Below are 21,238 nucleotides of genomic sequence, written 5' to 3'. Positions count from 1 at the left end.
ATAAGTCGTAGCGGCTATTCGAGCGAGACGTGGCCCGTATTGAAGTTAATCGGCTTTAATAGTGGAGAAAAGTTAAATGGTGTATCCTTGCCTGTCGTGCTTAGGCTCCGTAAATCACCCGTCTGGCGATACTGTGGCGGAAGGGGCGAAAAGGGCGCTCCCGGGTCATATCGTCGGGTCGTCCGTAGTTTGAAAAATACGGGAGGATGGCTTGAAACAGGCCGCTAGATTGTTGTTCCGGGCGATCGTCCTGAAACGCCGGATACTGTCGTTTTTATCTTTATTCTTTCTGTGCGGTTATGTCCATGCTGTCGCGATCAGCGACATCTATGACGTGGAAGTGCCGGTTTCCGGGCAGGACCCGAAAGAGCGCGCCGAGGCTGTTGAGAAAGGCGCAGGCATGGTTATGGATCGCGTCGCAGGTAACAGTAGGTGGCGCAATGTGCTGGATGCGGCGGTGCTGGCGGAGCAGGCGCCGCGTCTGTTGGAAGAATACAGTTATGGGTACGCGGTGGTGGATTCAGGTTCCGGTCCGCGTCGTCTGCTTGTATTAAAAGCGCACTACTCCGCACAGGGGTTTGAGAATCTGCTCAGTCAGTACAAAGTCCCTGTATGGGGTCGCAATCGGCCGCAAGTATTGGTATGGATGGCGGTGGAAGGCGATCGCGGGCGTGAAATCCTGGGCGAAGGCGCTTCGCATCACTTGGTGGCTGCGGTGAAATATTCCGCGCAGCGTTGGGGCGTGCCTCTATTGTTGCCGCTGATGGATCTGCAGGATGCGTCCAGTCTGAATACGTCGGATTTGTGGGGCTTTTTCGCGGAGCCTGTTGAGGCGTCCTCCACGCGTTACAGTCATGACTCAATCCTGATGGTGCGCGCCTATCCGAGGAGCGGCCGCTGGAGCGGCTTGTGGCAGTTGCGCGTCAGCGGCCAGAAGATCGCGGAAGAAAGTGTCGAAGCGGACACCATCAGCGCCATGGCGGATAAGATGATGGAGTCCGTCGCGCTGTCGCTGGCTCATAAGTATGCGGTTAACCTGGGAGCGGACGCCCAGGGCGATGAAGTAACCGTAGAGGTGTCGAATGTGACGGATTTCCGCGCTTATGCGGATATTCTCAAGTATATGCGTCAACTAGCTCCTGTGAAGAAAGCGGAGCCTGTGTATGTTGGCGAGGACATCGTGCGTTTTCAGTTGAAGCTGAACGGTTATCCTGAACAGCTGGCTGAGCATCTGGCGCTACAACCAAGACTGCGTCCTGAGTTAGGCTCTTCCACTCAGCAAGAGGTTGGACGCAGACTCTATTATTCGTGGGCCGGCGACCGCTAGGCCGAATAGAGATCGTGGCGCTTTCCTTGTCACGGTCCTTATGGCCAAGTCTGAACCAGAGCAGTATTGAATTAATACAACGCCCGTACGCCGGGCCGTCACACGGAATGACGACGCAACAAGTTTCCGGATAACTTCAGATTTTTTCATGGCCGGAGGAAAGCAGGATTTGCGATTAGAGTGGCGACATATTCCTAATGTCATAACCGTGTTGCGCATTTTCCTGGTTGGGCCGATCGCGTATTGCCTGGCCCGTGAGCTATATCGGGAAGCTATGTGGCTGTTTTTTGTCGCAGGCGTCTCCGATGCCTTGGATGGTTTCCTGGCGCGGGCCTGTAAATGGTCGAGTCGTTTCGGCGCCGTAACCGACCCATTGGCGGATAAAGCTCTGCTGGTCACGGTGTTTATCGTGCTGACTTACAATGAGGTTCTACCACTTTGGTTGACCTTGTTGGTCTTCGCGCGGGATGTGATCATAGTGGCGGGAGCGTTGACCTACCACAAATTGGTCGGCGCCTATAAAATGCAGCCCTCGCTGTGGGGCAAGCTCAGTACGCTGAGCCAGATTACCTTTATCCTTGCGGTGATTTTGAATCTCGCGGGAATAGCCATGCCTCCATGGGCTCTTGAGGGCGGAGTCTGGGTTGTCGCGCTGACCAGTTGCATCAGTGGCGCGCACTACGTGATTCTGTGGGGAGGCAGATTTTATCGCGCTCGCAACGGACTGGCCAAGTGACGGCGCTGTAACTGCTTATTAGACTTTGCGTAGAAGATGCGGAAATCAGAAAACACACAAATGGCGCTGCGGCTGTCGAATGGCGAAAGCGCTACGCTGGAAAACTTTTTCGAGCCTCCCTCCGGCGTTGTGGTGCAGTCCATTCAACGCTTTCTCACTGTGTCTGAAGATACTGTGTTTTCCATCTGCGGCGCTTCCGCTCAAGGTAAAACCCACCTTCTGATGGCGGCTTGCAACGGCTTCCACAACGCGAAATGCTTTTATCTGTCTTTGCGCGAATACGCGGACTTTGGCGTGGATGTGCTGGCCGGGTTGGAGTCTTTCGATGTGCTGTGTTTCGATGACATTGACGCTATCGCCGGGCAGCCGGAGTGGGAAGAGGCACTGTTCCACTTGTTCAATCGTTGTCGCGATCGCGGTTGCAAGTGGCTGATTACGTCGGCGGAAGCGCCTTCCCAGACCCCATTTTTGCTGCCAGACCTAAAGACCCGTCTGGCCTGGGGAGAGTGCGTGCGCCTTCCTGAGCTGGACGAGGTGCAGCGCATCAATGTTCTGGATATCAAGGCGGCCAATATTGGTTTTCGTCTTTCAGATGAAGTTAAGCAATACATTATGCGTCGCGCCCCACGGGATTTAAGTTCTCTTTCCCTGATTCTGGAGCGTCTGGACAAGGCCTCCCTGGTGGAAAAGCGCCCCATAACCGTGCCTTTCGTCAAATCTGTGATGAATTGGTGACCCTTCTAATCCTTTAGGTCTAACTTTTTGCCTGTTTGGCTGGCAAAATCCCCCCTGATCAGTAAGAATTTTCAGGATATAAAAATAAGCGGGGGGATTATGCGCAGAGTGGTCTTTAATCAAAAAGGCGGAGTGGGTAAATCCAGCATTGTCTGTAATCTGGCCGCCATCAGCGCCGCGCAGGGCTCCAAGACCTTGGTCGTGGATCTGGACCCGCAAGGCAATTCGAGCCTTTATCTGCTGAGCCGCAACGTCATGGAATTGAAGGATACGGTGGCGGACTTCTTTGAGCAGACCATGGCCTTCAACTTATTCAATAAGAAGGTGGACGATTTCATTCACGCCACCCGTTATCCCAATCTATTCGTCATGCCCGCCAGTCCCGAGCTGGAGTTTCTGGAGCGTAAACTGGAAGCGCGGCACAAGATCTATAAGCTGCGTGATGCGCTGGTGAAGTTGGGCGATGTCTTCGACCGAATTTATATTGATACCGCTCCAGCCTTGAATTTTTACACCCGATCGGCGTTAATCGCCGCCCAGCGGTGCTTGATTCCCTTTGATTGCGACGACTTCTCCCGGCAGGCCCTGTACTCCATTCTTGGAGAGATCCAAGATTTGCAGGAGGACCACAACAAAGACCTGAAAGTGGAAGGGATTGTCGCGAATCAGTTTCAACCGCGAGCGAATCTGCCGACGCAGATTATTGAGTCCATGAAGGAAGAAGGTTTGCCTGTACTACCGGTGCGCCTGAACGCCTCCGTGAAGATGAAAGAGTCTCATCAGGCGCATGAGCCCCTGATACATTTCGCGCCCAAGCATCCGCTGACGCAGCAGTTTCAGGAATTGCATACGATGCTTCAGGGAGCGTCTGTATTGTCCGAGGCCTGATCGGCGCGTTTCAGGGCATTCATTTTTTGAGTACGTAATCGTTGTAAGAGTAAGCAGTAGTGACAGATCAAGTATACGTAGAGTTGGCGGATGTCCTGTTGGGACTGGAAATGGAGCTTCGAAATTTAGGCCTGTGGCGGGCAGACCCGCCTCATCAGGACGCTCTCGCCAGTGTGACGCCATTTTGCGCAGACACGCTGGAGTTCCATGAGTGGCTGCAATTTATATTCATTGAGCGCATGAAGGTGATTGTAGAGTTCCGGGCGCCCATGCCGCCTATGCGCAGTGGCATTGAGCCGGCGGCGGAAATGGCGTATCAAGGGCAGCTGGGTAAAGTGACTGGCCTTTTAGCTTCATTGCGCAAGGTGGACGAAGCCATCAACAATGCGCGGGACGCATTAGCGGGCGGTCAGGGGTTCAGTCGAAACTAAGCAAGTCGTGCACGTGATTCCGCACTTGTGGAATCACCTCTTCTTCGAACCAGGGGCGCTGCTTCAACCACAGGGTATTACGAGGCGAGGGATGCGGCAGCGGGATCAGTCGGGGATACCAGTCGCGCCAGTGCTTAACGTTTTCAGACAGGCTCTTGTAGGCGTTTGGCAGGTAAGCTTGTTGCGCATATAGCCCCACCATTAGAAACATTTCCAGACGAGGCAGTCGCGCCAGAATTTTGTGGTGCCAGTGCTCGTAACACTCTTTTCGCGGAGGGAGATCGCCGCTGCGGCCTTTGCCGGGATAGCAAAAACCCATCGGCATGATGGCGATTTGGTTTGTATCGTAAAAAGTCTCTTTGTCCAGGCCCAGCCATGTCCGCAATCTGTCGCCGCTGGGGTCGTTCCAAGGAATGCCTGTGGCGTGCACGCGCGTCCCGGGCGCCTGGCCGATGATCATCAGGCGGGCGCTGGAGCCTGCTTTCACTACCGGGTTGGGCTCCAAATGCCGCTCACACAGGCGGCATGCGCGAACTTCCTGCAACAGTCGGTTTAATTCGCTGTCATTATCCGTTGTGTCTATCCTTCTTTGAGTCATCCCGTCTTTGCGTCATCTTCTTGTGGTAAATATGGCTTCGTTGTTAGCGAACCCGACTCATCCATAAAACGAAGATTTTTCCTGGGAGGGCGCGCGTATTGGCTCGTTGGGAGACTCAGCTTGATCCTATTAGAACTTCCACTCCTTGATCAGCGTATATCTGCTTGATCTTCAGCAGGTCGTCCCCCAGAGATTCTGATGGGAAGATTTTGCCCAGAATGCGGCCGCGCTTACGTTTGCTGTCCGACATCATCAGGATGATTGGCGCGCCGGCTGCTTTGGCGATATGCCAGAATCCGGTGCGTATGGGTTTGCGTTCTTCCTTCATTTTGTTGCGGGTGGCCTCTGGCGCGATGGCCAGTGTAAAGGTGGCGCGCTTGGCGAACTCCTGGTGCATCTGATCGACAAGATTGGTTTTGGAGCTTCTGTCTACGGGGATGCAGCCGAATTTGGACAGGAACCAGGAGAAAGGCCACACAAACAAATCTTTTTTAACCAGTGTGTGCAGCTTGCGGCGGTAGATGCAAAACAACGCCAGAATGCGCACCCCATCCATGTTTGTGGTATGAGGAAAGCCGATCACCACTTGCTTGTCTTCCCACAGCTCTGGTTTCTCGTCGTAAGTCCAGCCGCTGAATTTGAAAAGAAGTTTTGAAAGCAGGTACAACATCGCTGTTATTTCCGGGTAAAAATGGTGTGGATCGAAGCCACTTTTAGGGTTTCAGCCCGCTATTGTAACTCACAACCGCCGGAGCGGGTACTTAAGTCCATGGTCGCCAGACTGTGATAAATGGAGCCGTTTTCTCCCTGTGTGCTCTGGTAGAGCTCAACGGCTTTTACGTCAAAATGGAGCGGAGCGATCAGGTTGGCTCGAAAATCCAGGCGCTGACGTCGGGAGCGCCCTCTGGCCAGGGTGAGGTGAGGGCGAAAAACACGTTCGTCGACAGCTTCCCCTGCCTGCGCTATGCGGGACTTAATATGTTCATGCAGCGCCAGCAAGCGATCGTGGGCTGTAATCTGCGCAGTCAGGTATCCCGCGCGCTGGACGCTGGGAAAGGGGGTAATGGCCTCGAACGCGACAGAAAATGATGGGAAATGCAGCAGACTTTCACGAAGGTCTGCCACAAGGCGCTGCGCGACCTCCGGGTGAAGGTCGGCAAAGAAATGCAGAGTGATATGCAGTTGCTCCCTTGTTTGCCAGCGATACTGGCGCGACAACTCTGGATGCTGCGTTCGCAGGCGCTCGATATCCATGAGCAGGCGTTCTTTGACGCAGGGGGGAGGAACCAGGGTGAAAAAGCATCTCATCGTGTTGGCAGGGTCATTGGCGTTGTTTAAGTTGCTTCAACAGATCTCGCTTCTGCGCTGAAGAATAGCTGCTCCAAGCCAGTATTTCCTGCAGTGTGCGTTTACAGCCGCAACAGACGTCGTTCTCGTCCAGGCAGCAGTTGCGGACGCAAGGGTTGGCGGGCTCGCCGTTGGCGTCGGTTTGACTGGGCGCTTTGCTCGCACCGCTCCACCAATCTTGCGGAGGTGATGATGGGGGCCAGCGTTTGGGCATAAGCGACTCGCTTTGGCGGTCCGTCTTAATTCAGCGGGAGGCCGATTTGGCCACCTTCCGGGTTGAGTACGCCCTGTTTGAGGGCGTTAAAGAATTCGGGCAATTGATCGGAAGGCATGGGAAGGGAGTACAGATGTCCCTGCACGTAACGAACGTTGTGATTGCGGAAAAAGGTTTCCTGTTCGGTTCTTTCTATGCCTTCCACGATGACACGCATATGCATGCGGCTGGCGATGCTGAGCAGGGTCTCAAGAATAGCGGCGTCGTAGTCGTCCCCTGGCACATTGCGTGTAAGGGCGCGATCGATTTTTACTGCATCCACTGGTAGCCGGGCCAGGTTGGATAGCGAAGAGAGGCCTGAGCCGAAGCTGTCGATAGTGATATTAACGCCGATCTCCTTCAGTCTGCCCAGGATTTCCGCCGCCTCAGCGGGGTTGCTCACCAACACCTGCTCGCCAATCTCCAGGTTGAGGAAGGCGGGATTGACGCGTATCTCGGCGATGACTCGTTTCAGCGTATCCACCATCTGAGGATGATGCAGCTGGCGTGCGGAAATATTGATCGCCACTTGCACATGGGAGCGGCTCATCGCCTGTATCGCCCGGCATTGCAGGCAGGCGTTGTAGAAGATCCACTCGCCCAGAGCCGGCAGTAATCCGGTTTGCTCGGCCACGGTGATGAATTCATGGGGCGCGAGCACGCCCCGCTTGGGATGGCGCCAGCGCAGCAAAGCTTCCAGCCCGACGATATGCTGGTTTTCCAGGTCGATCTGCGGTTGATAGTAGATATCGAACTGGTGACCGGAGATGGCGGCGCGCAGCTCCTGTTCCGTGTTGATCTGGTGCGTCAGCTCGTCGTTCATCTCCTTTTGATACATCTGAATATTGTTGCGGCCGGCTTTCTTGGCCCGGTACATGGCCATGTCGGCGTTTTTCAGCAACACTGAATATTCCACGCCATCCCGGGGCGATACGGTGACGCCGATACTGGTGGTGATCACCAGCTGCTGCCCCGGCAGTTCGACCGGTTTGGTAATGGCTTCCAAGAGATTGCGGCCTACCAGCTCGCAGTCTTCCGCTCCGTTTACCCGGTTCAGAAGGATGGCGAATTCATCGCCGCCAAGCCGCGCGATAGTGTCTTCCTCTCGCACGCAGGACGCCAGGCGACGGCAGATTTCCTGCAGTAGCGCATCCCCGGCGTCATGGCCCAGGGTGTCGTTGATGCGTTTGAAGTGGTCTATATCCAGGCTGATCAGGCCAACGTCATGTTGTCGACGGGAGGCCTGCTTCAAAGCCTGGCGGCAGCGATCCTCGAACAGGCGGCGATTGGCGGCGCCTGTCAGCACATCGTAGTGGGCGAGAAAGTGCAGTTGGTTCTGGGTTTCGCGGATGGTGGAGATGTCCTGGCCGATAATGATCGCCTGGGTTAGCTCTTCATCTATGTCCACTACGCGGTTAATGTTCCAGAGCATGACGTGGGAGCCGCCGTCCGCTGCGGTCATTTCGCTCTCCAGGTTTTCCACCGGGACGCCGGTTTCCAGCACTTTGGTGATTTTCCAGGCGGTTTCATCCTGAAACGCCTTCGGCACGAAGCAGGTGATGTAATTCTTGCCGTAAATATCTTCCCGGTGATAGCCGAACAATCGACTGGCGGCGCCGTTCCATTGAACGATGCGGAAGTTCTTATCCATGACAATGATAGGGCTGCCCGCTGTTTCAATAATGGCGCGGTAGCGACGGGTTGAGGTGCGAAATGAGCGTTCCGCCTGCTTGCGAATATGCACCTCGTCCTGCAACTCCTGATTGATGGCCTCAAGCTCGCGGGTGCGTCGCTGCACCAGCTGCTCAATGGCGTCTTCCACTCGGGCGCGGTCGGCGGCGAGCGCAGACAGATAAAGACTGAATATGGTCATCACCGCCACTTCGCTGTGGAACAGATTGAAGTGGGCGAGGGAGCCATATCCGGTATCGCCGTAGCCATAAGCCAGCAGCGCAGCCAGTCCTGACAGGCAGATTGCGAGCACGCCGCCGAAACGGCCAAAGCGCAAGCTCGACCAGGCGAACAGCGGTAGAAGTAAAAACAAAGCCATGCCGCCGTTTTTGATCAGCAGGCCTCCCGTCATGAGGAGCAAGGCAATCCAGACCAGCACTTCCCAGACCCGGGCGACGGCGAGTGTGTAGAACTCGTTCCTGCGACGCCATTGGGTGTAGACCGGGACAGTCAGCAGAATGGGCATGCCGATGCTGTATAAAATATAAAGCGTTGTTTGCAGCAACACTTCTCCGGGCATAGCGCCCCTCACCAGTAGTGCGATAGGCAGACCCGCGGCCAAGGCGCTCAGAAACAGACTGGCCAGCAGATTCCATAAGCGGGTTTCTGAGTGGGGCGGAGCGACGTTCGTCTGCAACAGCAGATACAGGCGCTTCAGTAAAATGGGTTGCGCGCAAAGCAGGGCGCTGATGGCGACGGTAAGGGGGAGTGCTGTAATCAGCGGGTGAGACGTTTCCTGGCGCCACAACGCCAGCACACCGGTGAATGTGGCGATAATGATAACCGGCAGAGCGCGTAGCCCGTAACGGAAATAGGCGATGGCGCAAACCGCGGCGCTAGGCCAGATCCAGGGAAGAGATTCAACGGAGGTGAATAAACTGGCGGAAAGTGCGCAGACGACAGCGGCAACGCCAATAATAAGCAAAGTTCGCCATTCGCCGCGTCCCGACGGTGAAGGGGAGTCGTTGCTTATCAGGCCGTTGTCTTCTGGCATGTTTTGTTAGGAACCGGAGCCGCTGTTCCTTGTGTCCCTGAGTCAGTTTGAGCGCGAATTTGCGACCGTATAATGAAACTATAGTGTAATCAGACTGCTTCCGACGATATCACGACTGCAACGATATGTATCCTCATGTAACTGAACGTAAAGGGATTTGCAGTGCGCAGTCGGAAGCTTGCTGGCGCTGTCTCTTCAGATCAGGCGCATGGAAAGATCGATGGCGCGGCAGTGTTTGGTGACGCCGCCAATGGAGATGAAGTCCACGCCGGTTTCAGCGATCGCGGCCAGGGTTTCCGAGGTGACGCCGCCGGACGCTTCAAGTTTTGCGCGCCCCTGATTAACGACGACAGCATGCGCCATCTGTTCGATGCTGAAGTTGTCCAGCATGACGATATCGGCGCCGGCGCTCAGGGCTTCCTGCAGCTGTTCCATGGTTTCCACTTCCACTTCCACCGGCTTGCCGGGGGCGATGCGGTGAGCTTCCTCTATGGCGTTCTGGATGGAGCCGCAGGCCATAATGTGGTTTTCCTTAATCAGGAAGGCGTCCCACAGACCGATACGGTGATTGCGGCAGCCGCCGCAGGAGACAGCGTATTTTTGCGCGACCCGCAGGCCTGGCAGTGTTTTGCGCGTGTCCAGCACTTGGGCTTTGGTGTGGCTGACCATATCGGCGTACTGGCGCGCCTGGGTCGCTACGCCAGACAGAGTCTGGAGGAAGTTCAGCGCAGTGCGTTCCGCTGTCAACAGCGATCGGGCGCGTCCGCTAACGGTGAATAATACGTCATTGGCGCGGGCCTGATCGCCGTCCTTGAATTTCCAGTCCACTTTGCAGTCTGGATCGACTTTGGCGAAAACTGCGTTAACCCACTCGACGCCGCAGACGATAGCGTCCTCGCGAGTAATGACCCTTGCTTCGGCGCGCTGTTCCGCAGGAATCAGCATGGCGGTGATGTCGCCGGAACCGATGTCTTCCGCAAGGGCTTTCTCTACGTCTTCTTGAATGGCGGGTTGAATGAGTTGTTCCAACATATATAAAGGCTCAAAGTGTAGTGTGTGTATTCGGCGATAAAATCAGCGTGCCGTTACGTTGGGTGAACGACAGTCTCTGCAATGCGCTCATGCCAAGCAGGATTTCATCCCCCTCCGTCATGGAAGAGAGAATGCTGGCCTCGACGTTATGCAGTTCAAACGGGCCGATAGTCAGCGTTTTTAAATAAGTGCGAGTGGCCTCGACGGCGCCATTGGCGGTCTGTACGTAGCCCCGGCTCAATTTTGGCAATTGCAGACGCTCCGCCAGTTCGGCGGGCACCGCCACGGTAGTGGCGCCGGTATCCAGGAGAAAGTCCACTTCTTCTCCGTTGATGAGTCCGGTGGTCAGATAGTGGCCCTGATAATTGGATTGTAAGACCAATTCCTGCGCTCCGTTGGCGGACTGGATGATCACGGGAGATTGGTTGGGATTCTGCCTCTTCTTTTCCCAAAAATCGAAAAACTGGGTGAGCAGGAGAATGCCGATGATCCAGGCGGCGATGAACATTCCTTTTCCGATTCCGCGGACCTGTGAGGGATTATTTTGACTCATAACTGCGGGCTTGATTTGGATACCGGATAATTCTTCAAGGCAGGTCATAATAACCTATAAACGGAGTCTCACAAGAGGCAATTAATTCAAGGGTTTCAAAGCGGTATAGGTTAATGTGTGATCAGCGTCACCCGGCAACAAATTGTGACAAAAGACGGTATGGTGACGGTATATACTTGCACCGTGGACAATATTACGTCGCTTTGTGACGTATTTTGTCAAGCAATGCATGTGGTTAGCTGTTGTCAGGAAGTGCGAGTTGGGAGAAAGTATGTCAACGAGTTCAAAAGTTGTCCGTCTTGACGTTTCAAGGAGTCAGCAAGAGGCTGTCAAGGGTGTGAAGTTACCGGCACTGTTAATCAAGTTACGCGACCGTTGTGGCGAGCACAACCGTAAACTCCTGGACAGGTTATTCGAGCAAGTTGACGACTCGTTTTTTGACTTGGCGGATAAGTCCGCGACCAACTCTGAGCAGGCGTTGTTCTTTGACGCCATGCGTGAAATCCGCCTGAAAAAAGAGCGCATCGCTGCGCTTTTCATGCAGTATTACAACCGCGACTTTCAGTTTTCTGACGCGCATAAGCCAGGGATGCTGAAAGCCAACTTCGATCCTCAAAATCTGACGCTGGTGCAGGAAGATAAGCTGGAAGAGCAGGTCGCCATCGACAATATGGTGAACCGCTTTAAAAGCGAAATTGGCCGTGACCTTGAGCACCTGACCATTCGTTTGGACTCGCTGTTGTTTGACGTCAGCGTGGAAGAGGAAAACAACCCGCTTGGCCCCCAGCGCATGGTCACCAATTTCGTTACTGCCTGCGCCGAACTGGATATGGGGATTCGCGCCAAGCTGGTGTTCTTCAAACTATTTGAAAAACACGTGCTGACGCAGAATAAAGCCGTGCTGGAAGCCGCCAACAAGTTTCTGGCGGAGCAGGGCGTAATGCCTGATCTCAGCGCCAGTCGCAGCGTGCGCCGCACAGGGGTTAATTTGCCCCACGCCAGCGGTTCTGTGATTGATCAGAACACGGGCGCCGTCGGTGAATACAATGAAGGCGGGTGGGACCCGCAAATTGATCCGCTGCAATACATGCGTCAATTTTCTGACGCTCAGATGGCGAGCGCAGCGGGGGCGGCGGTAAATTTACCTGTTGTGCAGCAAACTGCGTTATTAAATTTACTGTCTCGCCTGCAAACAACCAACAAGGCGCCGACAGCCGCGTTGTCTGAAAACGGTCTGATCAACTTCATGGGCCTGATGGAGCGCGCCGTCCTTGGTAAGGAAGGACAGCCCCGCGCTTCCGTGGGGCGTTTGGACCAGGATGTGATGAACCTGGTCACCATGTTGTTCGAATTTATTTTGGATGACCGTCAAATACCTGCGGCGATTCGCGCAGTGATTGCTCGCTTGCAGATTCCCATTCTGAAAGTAGCGTTGCTGGATCGCACCTTCTTTAATCAGGGCGGTCACTCAGCGCGTAGATTGCTGAATGAAATGGCCACCGCCTCTATTGGCTGGACGGAAAAAGCGCCAGGTGAATCTGACCCATTCCTCGCCAAGCTGGAGGAAGTAGTGCAGCGTCTGGTGACGGAGTTCGACAACGACATCACCATCTTTGACGAAGTGCTGGAAGACTTCATTCGTTTCCGTGAGAGCGATAAAAAGCGTCGCCACCTGTTGGAGCAGCGCACGCGCGACGCGGAAGTCGGGCGCGCCAAATCCGACGCCGCCAAGAAAGTGGTGCAGGATGTCCTGAACGATATGCTGGCTGGCAAGAATATTCCTGCTCTGGTCATGGAAGTATTAAAGGAAGGCTGGAGCAATTATATGGTGTTGCTGCAGCTGAAAAGCGGCAGAGAGCATCCCGATTGGCTGCAGGCTCAGTCTGTGGCGGCCAGATTGATTCAGGGATGCGATCCTGATGACACCAGCGCGGAAGCGCCGGAAGTCGCGGCGGTGGATAAATTGATGGAAGAGCTGCGCGCAGGTCTGCAGCAAACCGCTTACAAGCCATTTGAGCTGGATAAGACCCTGCGCCTGTTGCAGAAGGTATTGTCGGAAACCACGCAGCAGCGTCTGGCTAAAGAGATGACGCTGGATGACGAAGACATGGTAGAGGTTGAGACGCTGGAAGTGGCGTCCGCGCCCGCCGTTAAGAACGAAGACGCCTACATCCAGGCGGCCATGCGAGTGTTGAAAACGCCAGAGCCGCCAGTGGCGTTGCGCAAAGAGCAGGAGCTGAAGCCAGAGGCGGCGCCTGAACAGGTAGCGGAAGTTGCTGACGTTGAGCAGGTTGAGCCAGTGGCGCAAGCGCCCGCCCGTATTGTCCTGATTGAAGAGGACAATGAAGAGCCGGCGGTGGAAGTTGAGGCGGATGAAGACAGTCTGAAGCTGGTTGATCGCCTGAATATCGGCACCTGGGTTGAGATCAATGAAGGCGATGACAAGAAGTATCGCTGCAAGCTGGTGGCGATTATTCAGACAACTGGCAAGTACATCTTCGTAAACCGCATGGGCGTCAAAGTGGCGGAGAAGAGCCGCATGGGTTTGGCGATCGCCCTGAAGAGCGGAGGCATGTCGCTGCTGGATGACGGCCTGCTGTTTGACCGTGCGCTGGAATCCGTTATCGGCACCCTGCGCAAGGAAACCCCCAAGAAATCCTGATTCGCCCACCGGTCCCATAAAAGGGATCGGTGTCGGCATAAAAGTGACAATTTACCCTCATTGTATTCCCTCTCATACTCACTCTCCCCAGCCTAATTCTTTCGACAGGCTTGATCCACGCCTAAACTCTATCTAAAGTTCTGATTTCGCTGCGCTTCCTAAGCTGGGCCAAATCCTGTGGAAAATTCTGAATTTACAATAGACGCTCAGGGATGGTTGAGTCTGGTGAAGCGAATGCCTTCGCCTAATTTCAATCAACGACCGACAGATGCGGAGATCAGCCTGTTGGTGGTTCACAATATCAGTTTGCCGCCCGCTCAGTTTCGTGGCGAGTATGTCTGTGATTTCTTCCTGAATCGTCTGGATTGTGAGGCTCATCCTTATTTCAGAGAGATTGGCCATTTGCAGGTTTCCTCGCACTTGTTCATCCGTCGGGACGGCGAGGTTATCCAGTTTGTGTCTCTGCATGACCGGGCCTGGCATGCGGGGCGCTCGTCCTGGCTTGGGCGAGATAACTGTAACGACTACTCCATTGGCGTTGAGCTGGAAGGCGCGGACGATATTCCCTATGAGGCGATCCAATATCGGCGACTAGCCCGCATTGCGAAGAGCATACGCAAGGCCTTTCCCCTGATAACGGAGGATAGGGTGGTTGGCCACAGCGATATCGCGCCGGACCGTAAAACCGATCCCGGACCTGCGTTTGATTGGCCTAAACTTAGAAAACTGATGTCGAACGAAGAAGGATAATCAAATGAAATTTCTGGTTTTGCTGCTGACGTACATCATGCAGAAGAGGCTGAACCTGACTCTGAGCCGGCGGCACGACCAGTGGGCGAAAAGTTTCCTGACCTTTTTCGAATTGCGCCTGCCGGTGATCCGCAACAGTGCGCCTTTCTATCTGCTGATCGCACTGGCGGCGCCGGCGCTGGCGTTGTTTATCGTTCTGCGCCTGACCGATGACGTCTTCTTCGGCTTTCTGACTTTGTTCGTACACATTGTCATGCTGTTTCTTTGTCTGGGATGCGGCTTTCTCAAACAGTCGGTGGATATCTACCTGCAGCAATGGCGAGAGGGGCGTTTTCAGTCGGCTTTTCGAACTCTGGAAGAGGCGGAGATTCACATTGACGAGGCCCAGAATATGAGTCCCGCGCAGCTCCATTACGCCGCCTGCTCGCAGTATCTCTATCAAACCTTTGTGCGCTATTTCATGGTGATTTTCTGGTATATGGCGATTGGACCTGTTGGGGCGCTGCTCGCAAGGCTGGCTCATGTCGCCGGACGTGATCCCTCCGTTTATGTGCCGCAGCAGATGACGACCGTGTACAAGGCTTTAGAATGGATACCTTCCCGGTTGTTGGCGCTGAGTTTTGCGCTGGCGGGCAACTTTGGCGGAGCGATTAAACAGTCCGCCAACGATATGATCGATCCCCATTCCGATGCATTTACCGTCTTGCGCAAGGCGGCGGGCGGCGCGGTGGAGATCTATCCGCTGGCGGCGCCCAGCGCAGGCGGAACTCAGGACGTCGATCTGGAAGTGAAGCAAATGTGCGCAATTAGAGATTTGCTCAATCGCGCCATGATTATCTGGTTTATTCTCATCGCGTTGCTGACAGTGGCCGGACATATGGGTTAGATGTTCCGCCGAGGTGAATGGCTTACGCCGTGTAGGGCGTAAGCGTCGGCTCCAGTTCTCTGAGCAATTCGCCGAGGCTCGCGGCTAGCGTGCGTTGCGGCGGCCGGCCGGCTTCTTCCAGATAGACCTCTCCAGAATGATTGTCCACCGTGACGATGCGATCGTCAGCCGTCAGCCCGATGAAAAGGGTTAATCCCTGACGGCGTTTGCTTTTTTGAAAGGCGTGGCCTAATAGATTTTCTCGCAGAGTTTCCATGTCTTCTTCATTCCACAGTTGAATCAGACTGACTTCTCCAAACGGACTTGAGCACCAAAGGCCATCGCTCCAATAGCTGCCGTAAAACGCCGTGATGGAGGGGTGAATGGCGACTTCCAGGCCTTGCTCCAACCCATCGAAAAGGGTGAAGTCCATGTGCGGCTTGGGCGTCCAGTAGAATACGCCGGCTTCTTCATCGACTTGCTCCACGCAGGGAGAGTCCAGCATGTAGCGAGTCTCCTCATTGAGTGGAATGCAGGGACGTTGTCGCGACGAAGAGTGGTGGCGCTCGATAAACGTATTGGTCAGCTCGCCAAGGCGCGCAGTAACTTCATGTTGGCCCATATAACCTTTCTAAAGATGCGTTAGATTACAAAAAACTTGCGAAAGAATGCAGGACTAGCCGGGATCCTGCAAGTTCCTCCCAATATTTAAGCTAAACTTTGCAGAAAGGAAGCAACGATAAAAATACGGATATAACTAAGCGGCGCGCAGTGGGCGTCGAAATGCGTTCAATAATAAGTCCTTCCTTGCAGAAGAAGGCGGAGAGGTGATCGAGTGAGGCAGATTCTCTGGCCTGCTATCAGGCTCATGAACCAGTTGAAACTGGTCTACAAATTTTTGCTGATCAGCGTTCTGTTTTTACTTCCGATAATCGCGTTGGGTTATAGCCTGGTCAGTCAGCTCTACGATGACGTCAGACAAATCGAAAATGAAGTCGAAGGCATGGCGGTCATTGAGCAGTCTGCTGAGCTGTTGAAGTTGGCGCAACAGTACAGGGACTATCGCAGCGTGGCGAAGCTGCGACAGGCGCCTGAGCTGGAGCAGCGCACTATGGAAATTCGTTCCTCCATTGATGGCGTTTTGGCCAAGTTGGACGCCGCAGAGCTAAACTTCGACGTCAATCATGATTTGCGCAAGCAACTGGAAGATCTCACCGCCTCCTGGCGCAGCCTGACTCAGGGGGATGAAAACCAGATGTCGCTTGATCCGCAGATAACCTACTTCAGTGCTTTTGTCAGCAAAGTCGAGAGCTTTCTCAGCAGCGCAACGCAGGTTTCCGGCGTGGCGCAGGACCTGTCTCGTGAAGTGCAGTTTCTGATGAAGTTGTCAGACGGACAAATCATTCGCGCGAGTAATGTCATGGGGCGCGCTCGCGCCAGCGGCGTTTACGCCGCCCTGGAAGGGCAGGTGGGCTTTGACGTAGGCGACGTCCTGAACAAAATTTTCGATAACTTAACCGCCCTTGGCGACAGCTTCACCAATCAATTGGAGGTCACGCTCAACGCCAGCCCGATGATCCGTGAGGAGCTTGCGGCGGATGCGGACAGCGTCCGCAATGTGATTATTGAGACCCGGGATTATCTGGATCAGAACATCGTCACGCCTGTGGCGCCTGAAATTGAGTGGCCTGTCTTCGATAGGGCGCTGACTGCGAAGATTGATGCGCTGCTGCAATTCAATGACCGCATATACAATCTGACGGAAACCATCCTGGATCAGCGTTTACAGGAACGCGAGACCGCCATGCTATGGATATTCCTGGTGCTGGGCGTTCTGTTGCTGATCATCGTTTACTTGTACATGGGCTTTTTTGTGTCGGTGAAATCCACCATCGAGCGTTTTTCCATTGGCGCCAGAAAAGTATCCGATGGAGATCTGACCGCGCGTTTAAAGCTGGATAACCGGGATGAAATGGGCGATCTGACTCGTGCTTTCAATCATATGACGGAGAAAGTGCACACTCTTATGACCAATCTGGTGGCGACGGCGGGCAGCGTGGATCAGCAGGCGCGCCGGGTGAATGCGGTGGCGGTGTCGAGCAGCGAAGCCTCGGAAAAGCAAATGCAGGAAACCCGGCAGATATCCGAATCGATGCATCAGATGGTGGATACGGTGGCGGAAGTGGCGGGCAGTTCGCAAAGCGTTGAAGATGCGGCGCATCAGGCGGACACCGAAGCGACCAAAGGCAAGCAGGTGGTGGACGCGACATTGCAGACTATCAGTCGTTTATCGGGGGAAATCGCGGCGTCGGTAGAGACCATTAATCGCGTGGCGCGGGATTCGCAGAATATTTCCCAGATGCTGGTGGAGATTAAGGCGATTGCGGAGCAAACCAATCTGCTGGCTCTGAATGCGGCCATTGAAGCGGCGCGGGCCGGCGAGCAGGGGCGCGGTTTCGCGGTGGTGGCGGACGAGGTGCGCACGTTGTCGCAACGTACGCAGAAGTCCACCGAGGAAATTGAGGCGATGGTCTCGCAGTTGCAGGCTGGCGTTAAGGAGGCGGTGAACTCAATGCAAAGCAGCCGCTCAGTGACGGACGCGACTGTGGCGCAGTCCCAGGATGTCGCGGCGGCTCTGGATCACATTGTGGCGGCTATCGCCAGCATTGTGGATATGAGTCATCAGATTTCTCAGGCGGCGGAGGAGCAGACCGTTGTTGTTTTCTTAAAAAAATTATATAAATCAGTTGTTTATTGTTTGTCGGGTATATTTATATCTCAGCCGGTGCGCATCTAACCCATTGATTTATATAGGGTGAAAAAAGCTAAAATATACACAAAAACCCTCTTATTTCCCTTTTAAATGGTGGGTTAGTGGCGTAATTTTGATCGCTTTTCGGTTCCGTAAATAGCTCTTGGTTGTCGCTCGATTTTCATGCAGCAGGTTGTTTGTTGCATTGCCCCCCAGAGTCTCAATGTCTGTCGCGTGCTTGGCTCTCAAGTCATGTTCTGTAAACTTCAATTTGAGTCCATCAGGATCATTTTCACCAGCAATTAGAGCTGCTTTCATTGCGTCTCCCCATTGATGCTGGAATGTATTGCTGGATAGCTTCTGCCCCTTAAGGTTGCAAATTACATAGGTGTCAGACTTTGCCGGGTTGCTTTCAATCAAGTTGTCGATGGCTTTGCGCAGCTCTGGCGTCCATTCAACAATTCCTTTTGTTCCCGTCTTTCTGGTTGTGACCAATATTCCCTCTTCAGTAAGATCATCCAGGCGCATATTTAGCATGTCTCCCTGCCTGAGCCCTGTCGCTAGCTTCACTGCGACATAGGCGCATATAAAGGGCGGGGCGGTTTTTAAAAATGCGTCAAGCTCCTGATCAGAGATATACCTATCCCTTGGTTTGAGCTTGGGCAGCATGATCCCATCTGCTGGGTTGTGTTGAATGATTCCCCAACGCTTGGCGTATTTGAATATGCTTGATAGCAGGCTTGCTTCCTGTCTTGCTTGAGTTGGAGAGCTGCCTGATCTGATATCAACATACTTTTGAATATCTACTGTCATTAGGCTTGTTGGGTGGCAGTCACCAAATACCTTTCTTATTCTTTCTATCTGATAAAGTTGATCTCTTTGGGTTCTCTCCGCTTTCTGAGGGATTATTTCGGCGGCATAGCGGTTGAGTAGTTGGCTCATTCCCGATTCATTGCTCAAGTTTGCCCACAGCTTGTTATAGGCTAAGCGGGCTTCCTGCTTCTCTATGCCGAGCTTGATCCAGGTCTTGCGACCTGGAACAAAATCCAGCAAGTGATTCGGTGTTTTGAAACGCCAAGCGCCATTTTTCCAGTGGCAATACATGGGCATATCCCTGTCTTTCTTTTTGTAATTCCTGCTCACATTATTGCCTCAAAATTCGGCCTTTTAACTTGCGGCTCTTCTTTGGTTTTATTGCCCAGCCTGGACTCGACGTAAGTGCGGCTTACGAGTACTTCCCTGATTTTGTTTTCGATGTAGGGGATGTCCATGGCTTGCAAGCGTTTTGCTTGAATTGATGGCTTGTGCGCGCCGGTTAACTGTTTTATTTCGTCTTTGTTTAAAAATAGTGTGCTCATTTAACATCCTTGATTAACTGGCTGGTTAAAATGGGATATCGTCAAAATCGTCAAATGCTTCGCCTGCGTTTAGCGGCTGCATTTGTTTAGGTTGTGGAGCCGCCATTGGCGCCGGCCTGTATGATTGTGGTGCAGGCTGGGTCTGTTTCGGGCTTGCAAAGTCGACCTTTACTATCCGGCAGCGAATCTTCGCGCTGGGTGTGCCGTCGCCTTTGGTGAACTGCTCCAGTTCCAAATCATCTGCTGTCACGACCAGCTTTGTGCCTTTGGTCAGGTGTGGCTCCAGCGAGATCGCACGGTCCCCCCAGAGCGCGCCGTCGATCCACTGGGTTCGTCTGTTGTCGCCGTGTCCGATGCTGTAGGCGAGGGCGAGCGTAGCCACTGCCTGTCCGCTTGGGGTGTATCTCAGTTCGGCGTCACGCCCGAGGGCGCAGAGTTTGATAAACATGTGTCTCCTTACTTAATGCGGATGTAACTCTTGCCAAGCTCCAGGCGGGCTCCGGGTACTTCTTTACCGGCTTTCAGGTCCTGGGTGATGGCCTGCTTGTTGGGTTTTATCGTCACGTCTACGGCGACGTAATCCTGTGGGAGGGCGGCTTCGTCTTCGATATGAGCCACCTCTCGACCTGCTACGCATGAGATTGTGTGTAGCGGGGTGCTGACGGTTTTAATGCGTGTCAGCTCCATATGGTTCCGCAGGTATTCGCTTATGGATTCTTCTTTGCGCTCTATGCTTTTCTCGCGCTTGTTTAGTCGGTCCACTTCGGACTTGATGGCGGAGCGATCGGCCTCAAGGTTTTGAAGTAGCCGGGCGATCTGCGCGGCCTTGTCCTTAAACTCTCCCTCTACGGCTTCCAGTGTGTCGGCGATGGCTTGCTGCAGGGTTTTGTCGTCTTCGGCGTCAATGTTGTGTAGTTCGGCAAGCTTGCCGGTGATCTCGTATAACTTCGGCACTTATGCTGGCTCCGCGTGCTCCAGGGTGTTTTTCTTGGCGGCGTACAGGATGGTCAGGCGGCGTAATCCGGCGTCGTCCCATCTGGATTTCAGGCGAATAGCGGCACCCTTATAAAGCGCTTCCAGGTCGCTGAGTGTTTCCGCTTCCTCTATCAGTCTCGCTTGATCGTCCAGCCATGCTTTGTCGGCGGCTTCTTGGCGTTTCCGCTCTGCGCTGTGGTTGGGGCCAGGGTCAGGCGGCAGGCGTTTGTGCATTCCCGTTGTAACGTCACCGGCAAAGCCAAGCATGTACAGGCACTTTTTGATGGCGTCCGTCAGCGTCTTTTTGGGCGCGTCTGCGTCGTACTGAATGCCGAAGGCGTCCTTGTAGACGTAGGGTGTGTGTCCGTAGTGGATAAACTCGGCGATCTCGTTTTCGTATGCATACCAGAAGCGGAGCTTGATGGTGTGCGTCTTCCCCATAATCATCGGCTGACCGTCTGCGTCCAGGTTAAGCGGCGCGCCTTCATCGATGCGCTCCTCTAATATTTCATAACCCCAGCCAGTCCCAAGCGGGCCGAATTGTTCAGTGGCTCGCTTGATCAGGTAAGAGGCATTCACGCTGGTCCCAACAAAGCCAGAGGGCAGGGTGTAGGCTTCGGTGTATTCGGGAGCGGTCTTATCGACCGCCTCCCATAGTTGCTGGTTAGTGGTGGGCATACGTTTGGTGCTCCTCGTAGCGATCAATCGCTATGTCTTCCTGCTCTTGTTTGTATGCCGCATCAGCGAGGTATTTCCCGATACTGTAGGCAGCGCTGTCGATCATCTGCTTACAGGAGTTAACCGCGGCGCGGCGGCCTTGTTTGTCGTCGCGGGTCTGGTAGATCAGGGACAACACGGAGTCGATATCGTCGCCTTGCTTTACTTCGTCTAGCACATCTTGAAAGCCCCACTTCTGGCCGTTCACATGGACGCGCCTGCCTTCCAGTAGATCCTCGGCGATAGACTTAGCAGTGCTCTCCAGAATGCGCTCTTTGATCTCTTGTCTTTCCATGTAGTCCATGTATTTCATTGCTCTAAGTCCTTCTGAAGTTGGGTAATGATGTTTTGTAGTTCGGCAATCTTGCGGTCTCGTTCCTGAATGGCTGAGTTGGCGTCGACCAGATCGTCATGGCTGCATTCCAGATCAAATACCAAGTCGCTGTTCTTATCTCGTAGGTCGTCCAGTCTGTAGAGGATGGCTTCAGCCTCGACCGCGCACTTGATCATGAGGGCGTTTAGAAGCTCTCTGTC

The 21,238-nt window shown here is 54.0% G+C and carries 24 protein-coding genes; 9 read left to right on the top strand and 15 right to left on the bottom strand.

What is annotated here, in order from left to right:
- The first annotated feature begins 211 nt into the window (after positions 1-211).
- The 5 genes from KP814_RS27475 (at position 212) to KP814_RS27455 (ending at position 4,117) form a co-directional block, all read left to right on the top strand.
- Positions 212-1,327 carry a DUF2066 domain-containing protein gene (locus KP814_RS27475; RefSeq protein ID WP_216739785.1) on the top strand — a complete coding sequence of 372 codons (1,116 nt, stop codon included), beginning with the start codon at positions 212-214 and terminating at the stop codon, positions 1,325-1,327.
- Positions 1,328-1,475: 148 nt separating this feature from the next.
- Positions 1,476-2,063, top strand: coding sequence for a CDP-alcohol phosphatidyltransferase family protein (locus tag KP814_RS27470; RefSeq protein ID WP_253938678.1), 588 nt, complete (start codon positions 1,476-1,478; stop codon positions 2,061-2,063).
- A 36-nt stretch (positions 2,064-2,099) separates the two neighbouring features.
- Entirely contained in the window at positions 2,100-2,798 is a 699-nt protein-coding gene (hda, locus tag KP814_RS27465) for a DnaA regulatory inactivator Hda (RefSeq protein ID WP_216739784.1), read from the top strand.
- 99 nt (positions 2,799-2,897) lie between these two features.
- On the top strand, positions 2,898-3,686 hold the full coding sequence (locus KP814_RS27460) for a ParA family protein (protein ID WP_011395816.1): 789 nt from the start codon (positions 2,898-2,900) through the stop codon (positions 3,684-3,686).
- A 59-nt stretch (positions 3,687-3,745) separates the two neighbouring features.
- On the top strand, positions 3,746-4,117 hold the full coding sequence (locus KP814_RS27455; RefSeq protein ID WP_371824097.1) for a YqcC family protein: 372 nt from the start codon (positions 3,746-3,748) through the stop codon (positions 4,115-4,117).
- Here the strand turns inward: KP814_RS27455 and KP814_RS27450 are convergent.
- From KP814_RS27450 to KP814_RS27420, 7 genes are all read right to left on the bottom strand, one after another.
- The gene (locus KP814_RS27450) at positions 4,104-4,715 is read right to left on the bottom strand and encodes a uracil-DNA glycosylase family protein (RefSeq protein ID WP_216739783.1); all 612 of its coding nucleotides are present in this window, start codon (positions 4,713-4,715) and stop codon (positions 4,104-4,106) included. The two genes, KP814_RS27455 and KP814_RS27450, sit on opposite strands and share 14 nt — an antisense overlap.
- A 115-nt stretch (positions 4,716-4,830) precedes the next feature.
- A complete protein-coding gene (locus KP814_RS27445; protein ID WP_216739782.1) occupies positions 4,831-5,385 on the bottom strand; it encodes a 1-acyl-sn-glycerol-3-phosphate acyltransferase in 555 nt (184 codons plus the stop codon).
- 59 nt (positions 5,386-5,444) lie between these two features.
- Entirely contained in the window at positions 5,445-6,023 is a 579-nt protein-coding gene (gene thpR, locus KP814_RS27440) for an RNA 2',3'-cyclic phosphodiesterase (protein WP_216739781.1), read from the bottom strand.
- Between the two features lie 13 nt (positions 6,024-6,036).
- Positions 6,037-6,276 carry a DUF1289 domain-containing protein gene (locus KP814_RS27435; protein ID WP_216739780.1) on the bottom strand — a complete coding sequence of 80 codons (240 nt, stop codon included), beginning with the start codon at positions 6,274-6,276 and terminating at the stop codon, positions 6,037-6,039.
- A gap of 25 nt (positions 6,277-6,301) precedes the next feature.
- Positions 6,302-9,040, bottom strand: coding sequence for an EAL domain-containing protein (locus tag KP814_RS27430; protein WP_216739779.1), 2,739 nt, complete (start codon positions 9,038-9,040; stop codon positions 6,302-6,304).
- A 195-nt stretch (positions 9,041-9,235) separates the two neighbouring features.
- Positions 9,236-10,072: a carboxylating nicotinate-nucleotide diphosphorylase gene (gene nadC, locus KP814_RS27425; protein ID WP_216739778.1), complete on the bottom strand. Its 837-nt coding sequence runs from the start codon at positions 10,070-10,072 to the stop codon at positions 9,236-9,238.
- Between the two features lie 10 nt (positions 10,073-10,082).
- Positions 10,083-10,580 (bottom strand): TIGR02281 family clan AA aspartic protease, encoded by a 498-nt coding sequence (locus tag KP814_RS27420; RefSeq protein ID WP_253938676.1) that lies wholly within the window; start codon positions 10,578-10,580, stop codon positions 10,083-10,085.
- 382 nt (positions 10,581-10,962) lie between these two features.
- Here KP814_RS27420 and KP814_RS27415 point away from each other — a divergent pair, with 382 nt between their 5' ends.
- From KP814_RS27415 to ampE, 3 genes are all read left to right on the top strand, one after another.
- Positions 10,963-13,287, top strand: coding sequence for a DUF1631 domain-containing protein (locus KP814_RS27415; RefSeq protein ID WP_216739776.1), 2,325 nt, complete (start codon positions 10,963-10,965; stop codon positions 13,285-13,287).
- 177 nt (positions 13,288-13,464) lie between these two features.
- Positions 13,465-14,037: a 1,6-anhydro-N-acetylmuramyl-L-alanine amidase AmpD gene (ampD, locus tag KP814_RS27410; RefSeq protein WP_216739775.1), complete on the top strand. Its 573-nt coding sequence runs from the start codon at positions 13,465-13,467 to the stop codon at positions 14,035-14,037.
- Positions 14,038-14,041: 4 nt separating this feature from the next.
- Entirely contained in the window at positions 14,042-14,923 is an 882-nt protein-coding gene (gene ampE / locus KP814_RS27405) for a regulatory signaling modulator protein AmpE (RefSeq protein ID WP_216739774.1), read from the top strand.
- Positions 14,924-14,945: 22 nt separating this feature from the next.
- On the opposite strand, the gene syd is transcribed toward ampE, so the two are convergent.
- Positions 14,946-15,524 (bottom strand): SecY-interacting protein, encoded by a 579-nt coding sequence (gene syd / locus KP814_RS27400; protein ID WP_216739773.1) that lies wholly within the window; start codon positions 15,522-15,524, stop codon positions 14,946-14,948.
- A 213-nt stretch (positions 15,525-15,737) separates the two neighbouring features.
- Here syd and KP814_RS33515 point away from each other — a divergent pair, with 213 nt between their 5' ends.
- Positions 15,738-17,699, top strand: a complete 1,962-nt coding sequence (locus KP814_RS33515; protein WP_216739772.1) for a methyl-accepting chemotaxis protein — start codon at positions 15,738-15,740, stop codon at positions 17,697-17,699.
- 51 nt (positions 17,700-17,750) lie between these two features.
- On the opposite strand, the gene KP814_RS33510 is transcribed toward KP814_RS33515, so the two are convergent.
- The 7 genes from KP814_RS33510 to KP814_RS27360 form a co-directional block, all read right to left on the bottom strand.
- The gene (locus KP814_RS33510; RefSeq protein ID WP_216739771.1) at positions 17,751-18,797 is read right to left on the bottom strand and encodes a tyrosine-type recombinase/integrase; all 1,047 of its coding nucleotides are present in this window, start codon (positions 18,795-18,797) and stop codon (positions 17,751-17,753) included.
- A complete protein-coding gene (locus KP814_RS27385) occupies positions 18,794-19,012 on the bottom strand; it encodes a DUF4224 domain-containing protein (protein WP_216739770.1) in 219 nt (72 codons plus the stop codon). Before KP814_RS27385 ends, KP814_RS33510 begins: the two co-directional genes overlap by 4 nt.
- 25 nt (positions 19,013-19,037) lie before the next feature.
- Entirely contained in the window at positions 19,038-19,460 is a 423-nt protein-coding gene (locus KP814_RS27380) for a single-stranded DNA-binding protein (RefSeq protein WP_216739769.1), read from the bottom strand.
- Positions 19,461-19,468: 8 nt separating this feature from the next.
- Complete coding sequence (locus tag KP814_RS27375) at positions 19,469-19,966, bottom strand: siphovirus Gp157 family protein (RefSeq protein WP_216739768.1); 498 nt, start codon at positions 19,964-19,966, stop codon at positions 19,469-19,471.
- Positions 19,967-20,665 carry a hypothetical protein gene (locus KP814_RS27370; protein ID WP_216739767.1) on the bottom strand — a complete coding sequence of 233 codons (699 nt, stop codon included), beginning with the start codon at positions 20,663-20,665 and terminating at the stop codon, positions 19,967-19,969. It abuts the gene before it with no gap.
- Positions 20,652-21,017, bottom strand: coding sequence for a hypothetical protein (locus tag KP814_RS27365; RefSeq protein ID WP_216739766.1), 366 nt, complete (start codon positions 21,015-21,017; stop codon positions 20,652-20,654). The genes KP814_RS27370 and KP814_RS27365 overlap by 14 nt, the downstream gene beginning before the upstream one ends.
- A partial coding sequence (locus tag KP814_RS27360) for a hypothetical protein (protein WP_216739765.1) occupies positions 21,014-21,238 on the bottom strand: 225 nt, incomplete at its 5' end. The genes KP814_RS27365 and KP814_RS27360, both read right to left, overlap by 4 nt.

The organism is Hahella sp. HN01, from assembly GCF_018986435.1.
In the GTDB taxonomy this organism is placed as follows: Bacteria; Pseudomonadota; Gammaproteobacteria; order Pseudomonadales; family Oleiphilaceae; genus Hahella.
Note: the sequence above shows the minus strand (reverse complement) of the source record. Positions and strands in the feature narration are given on the sequence as shown.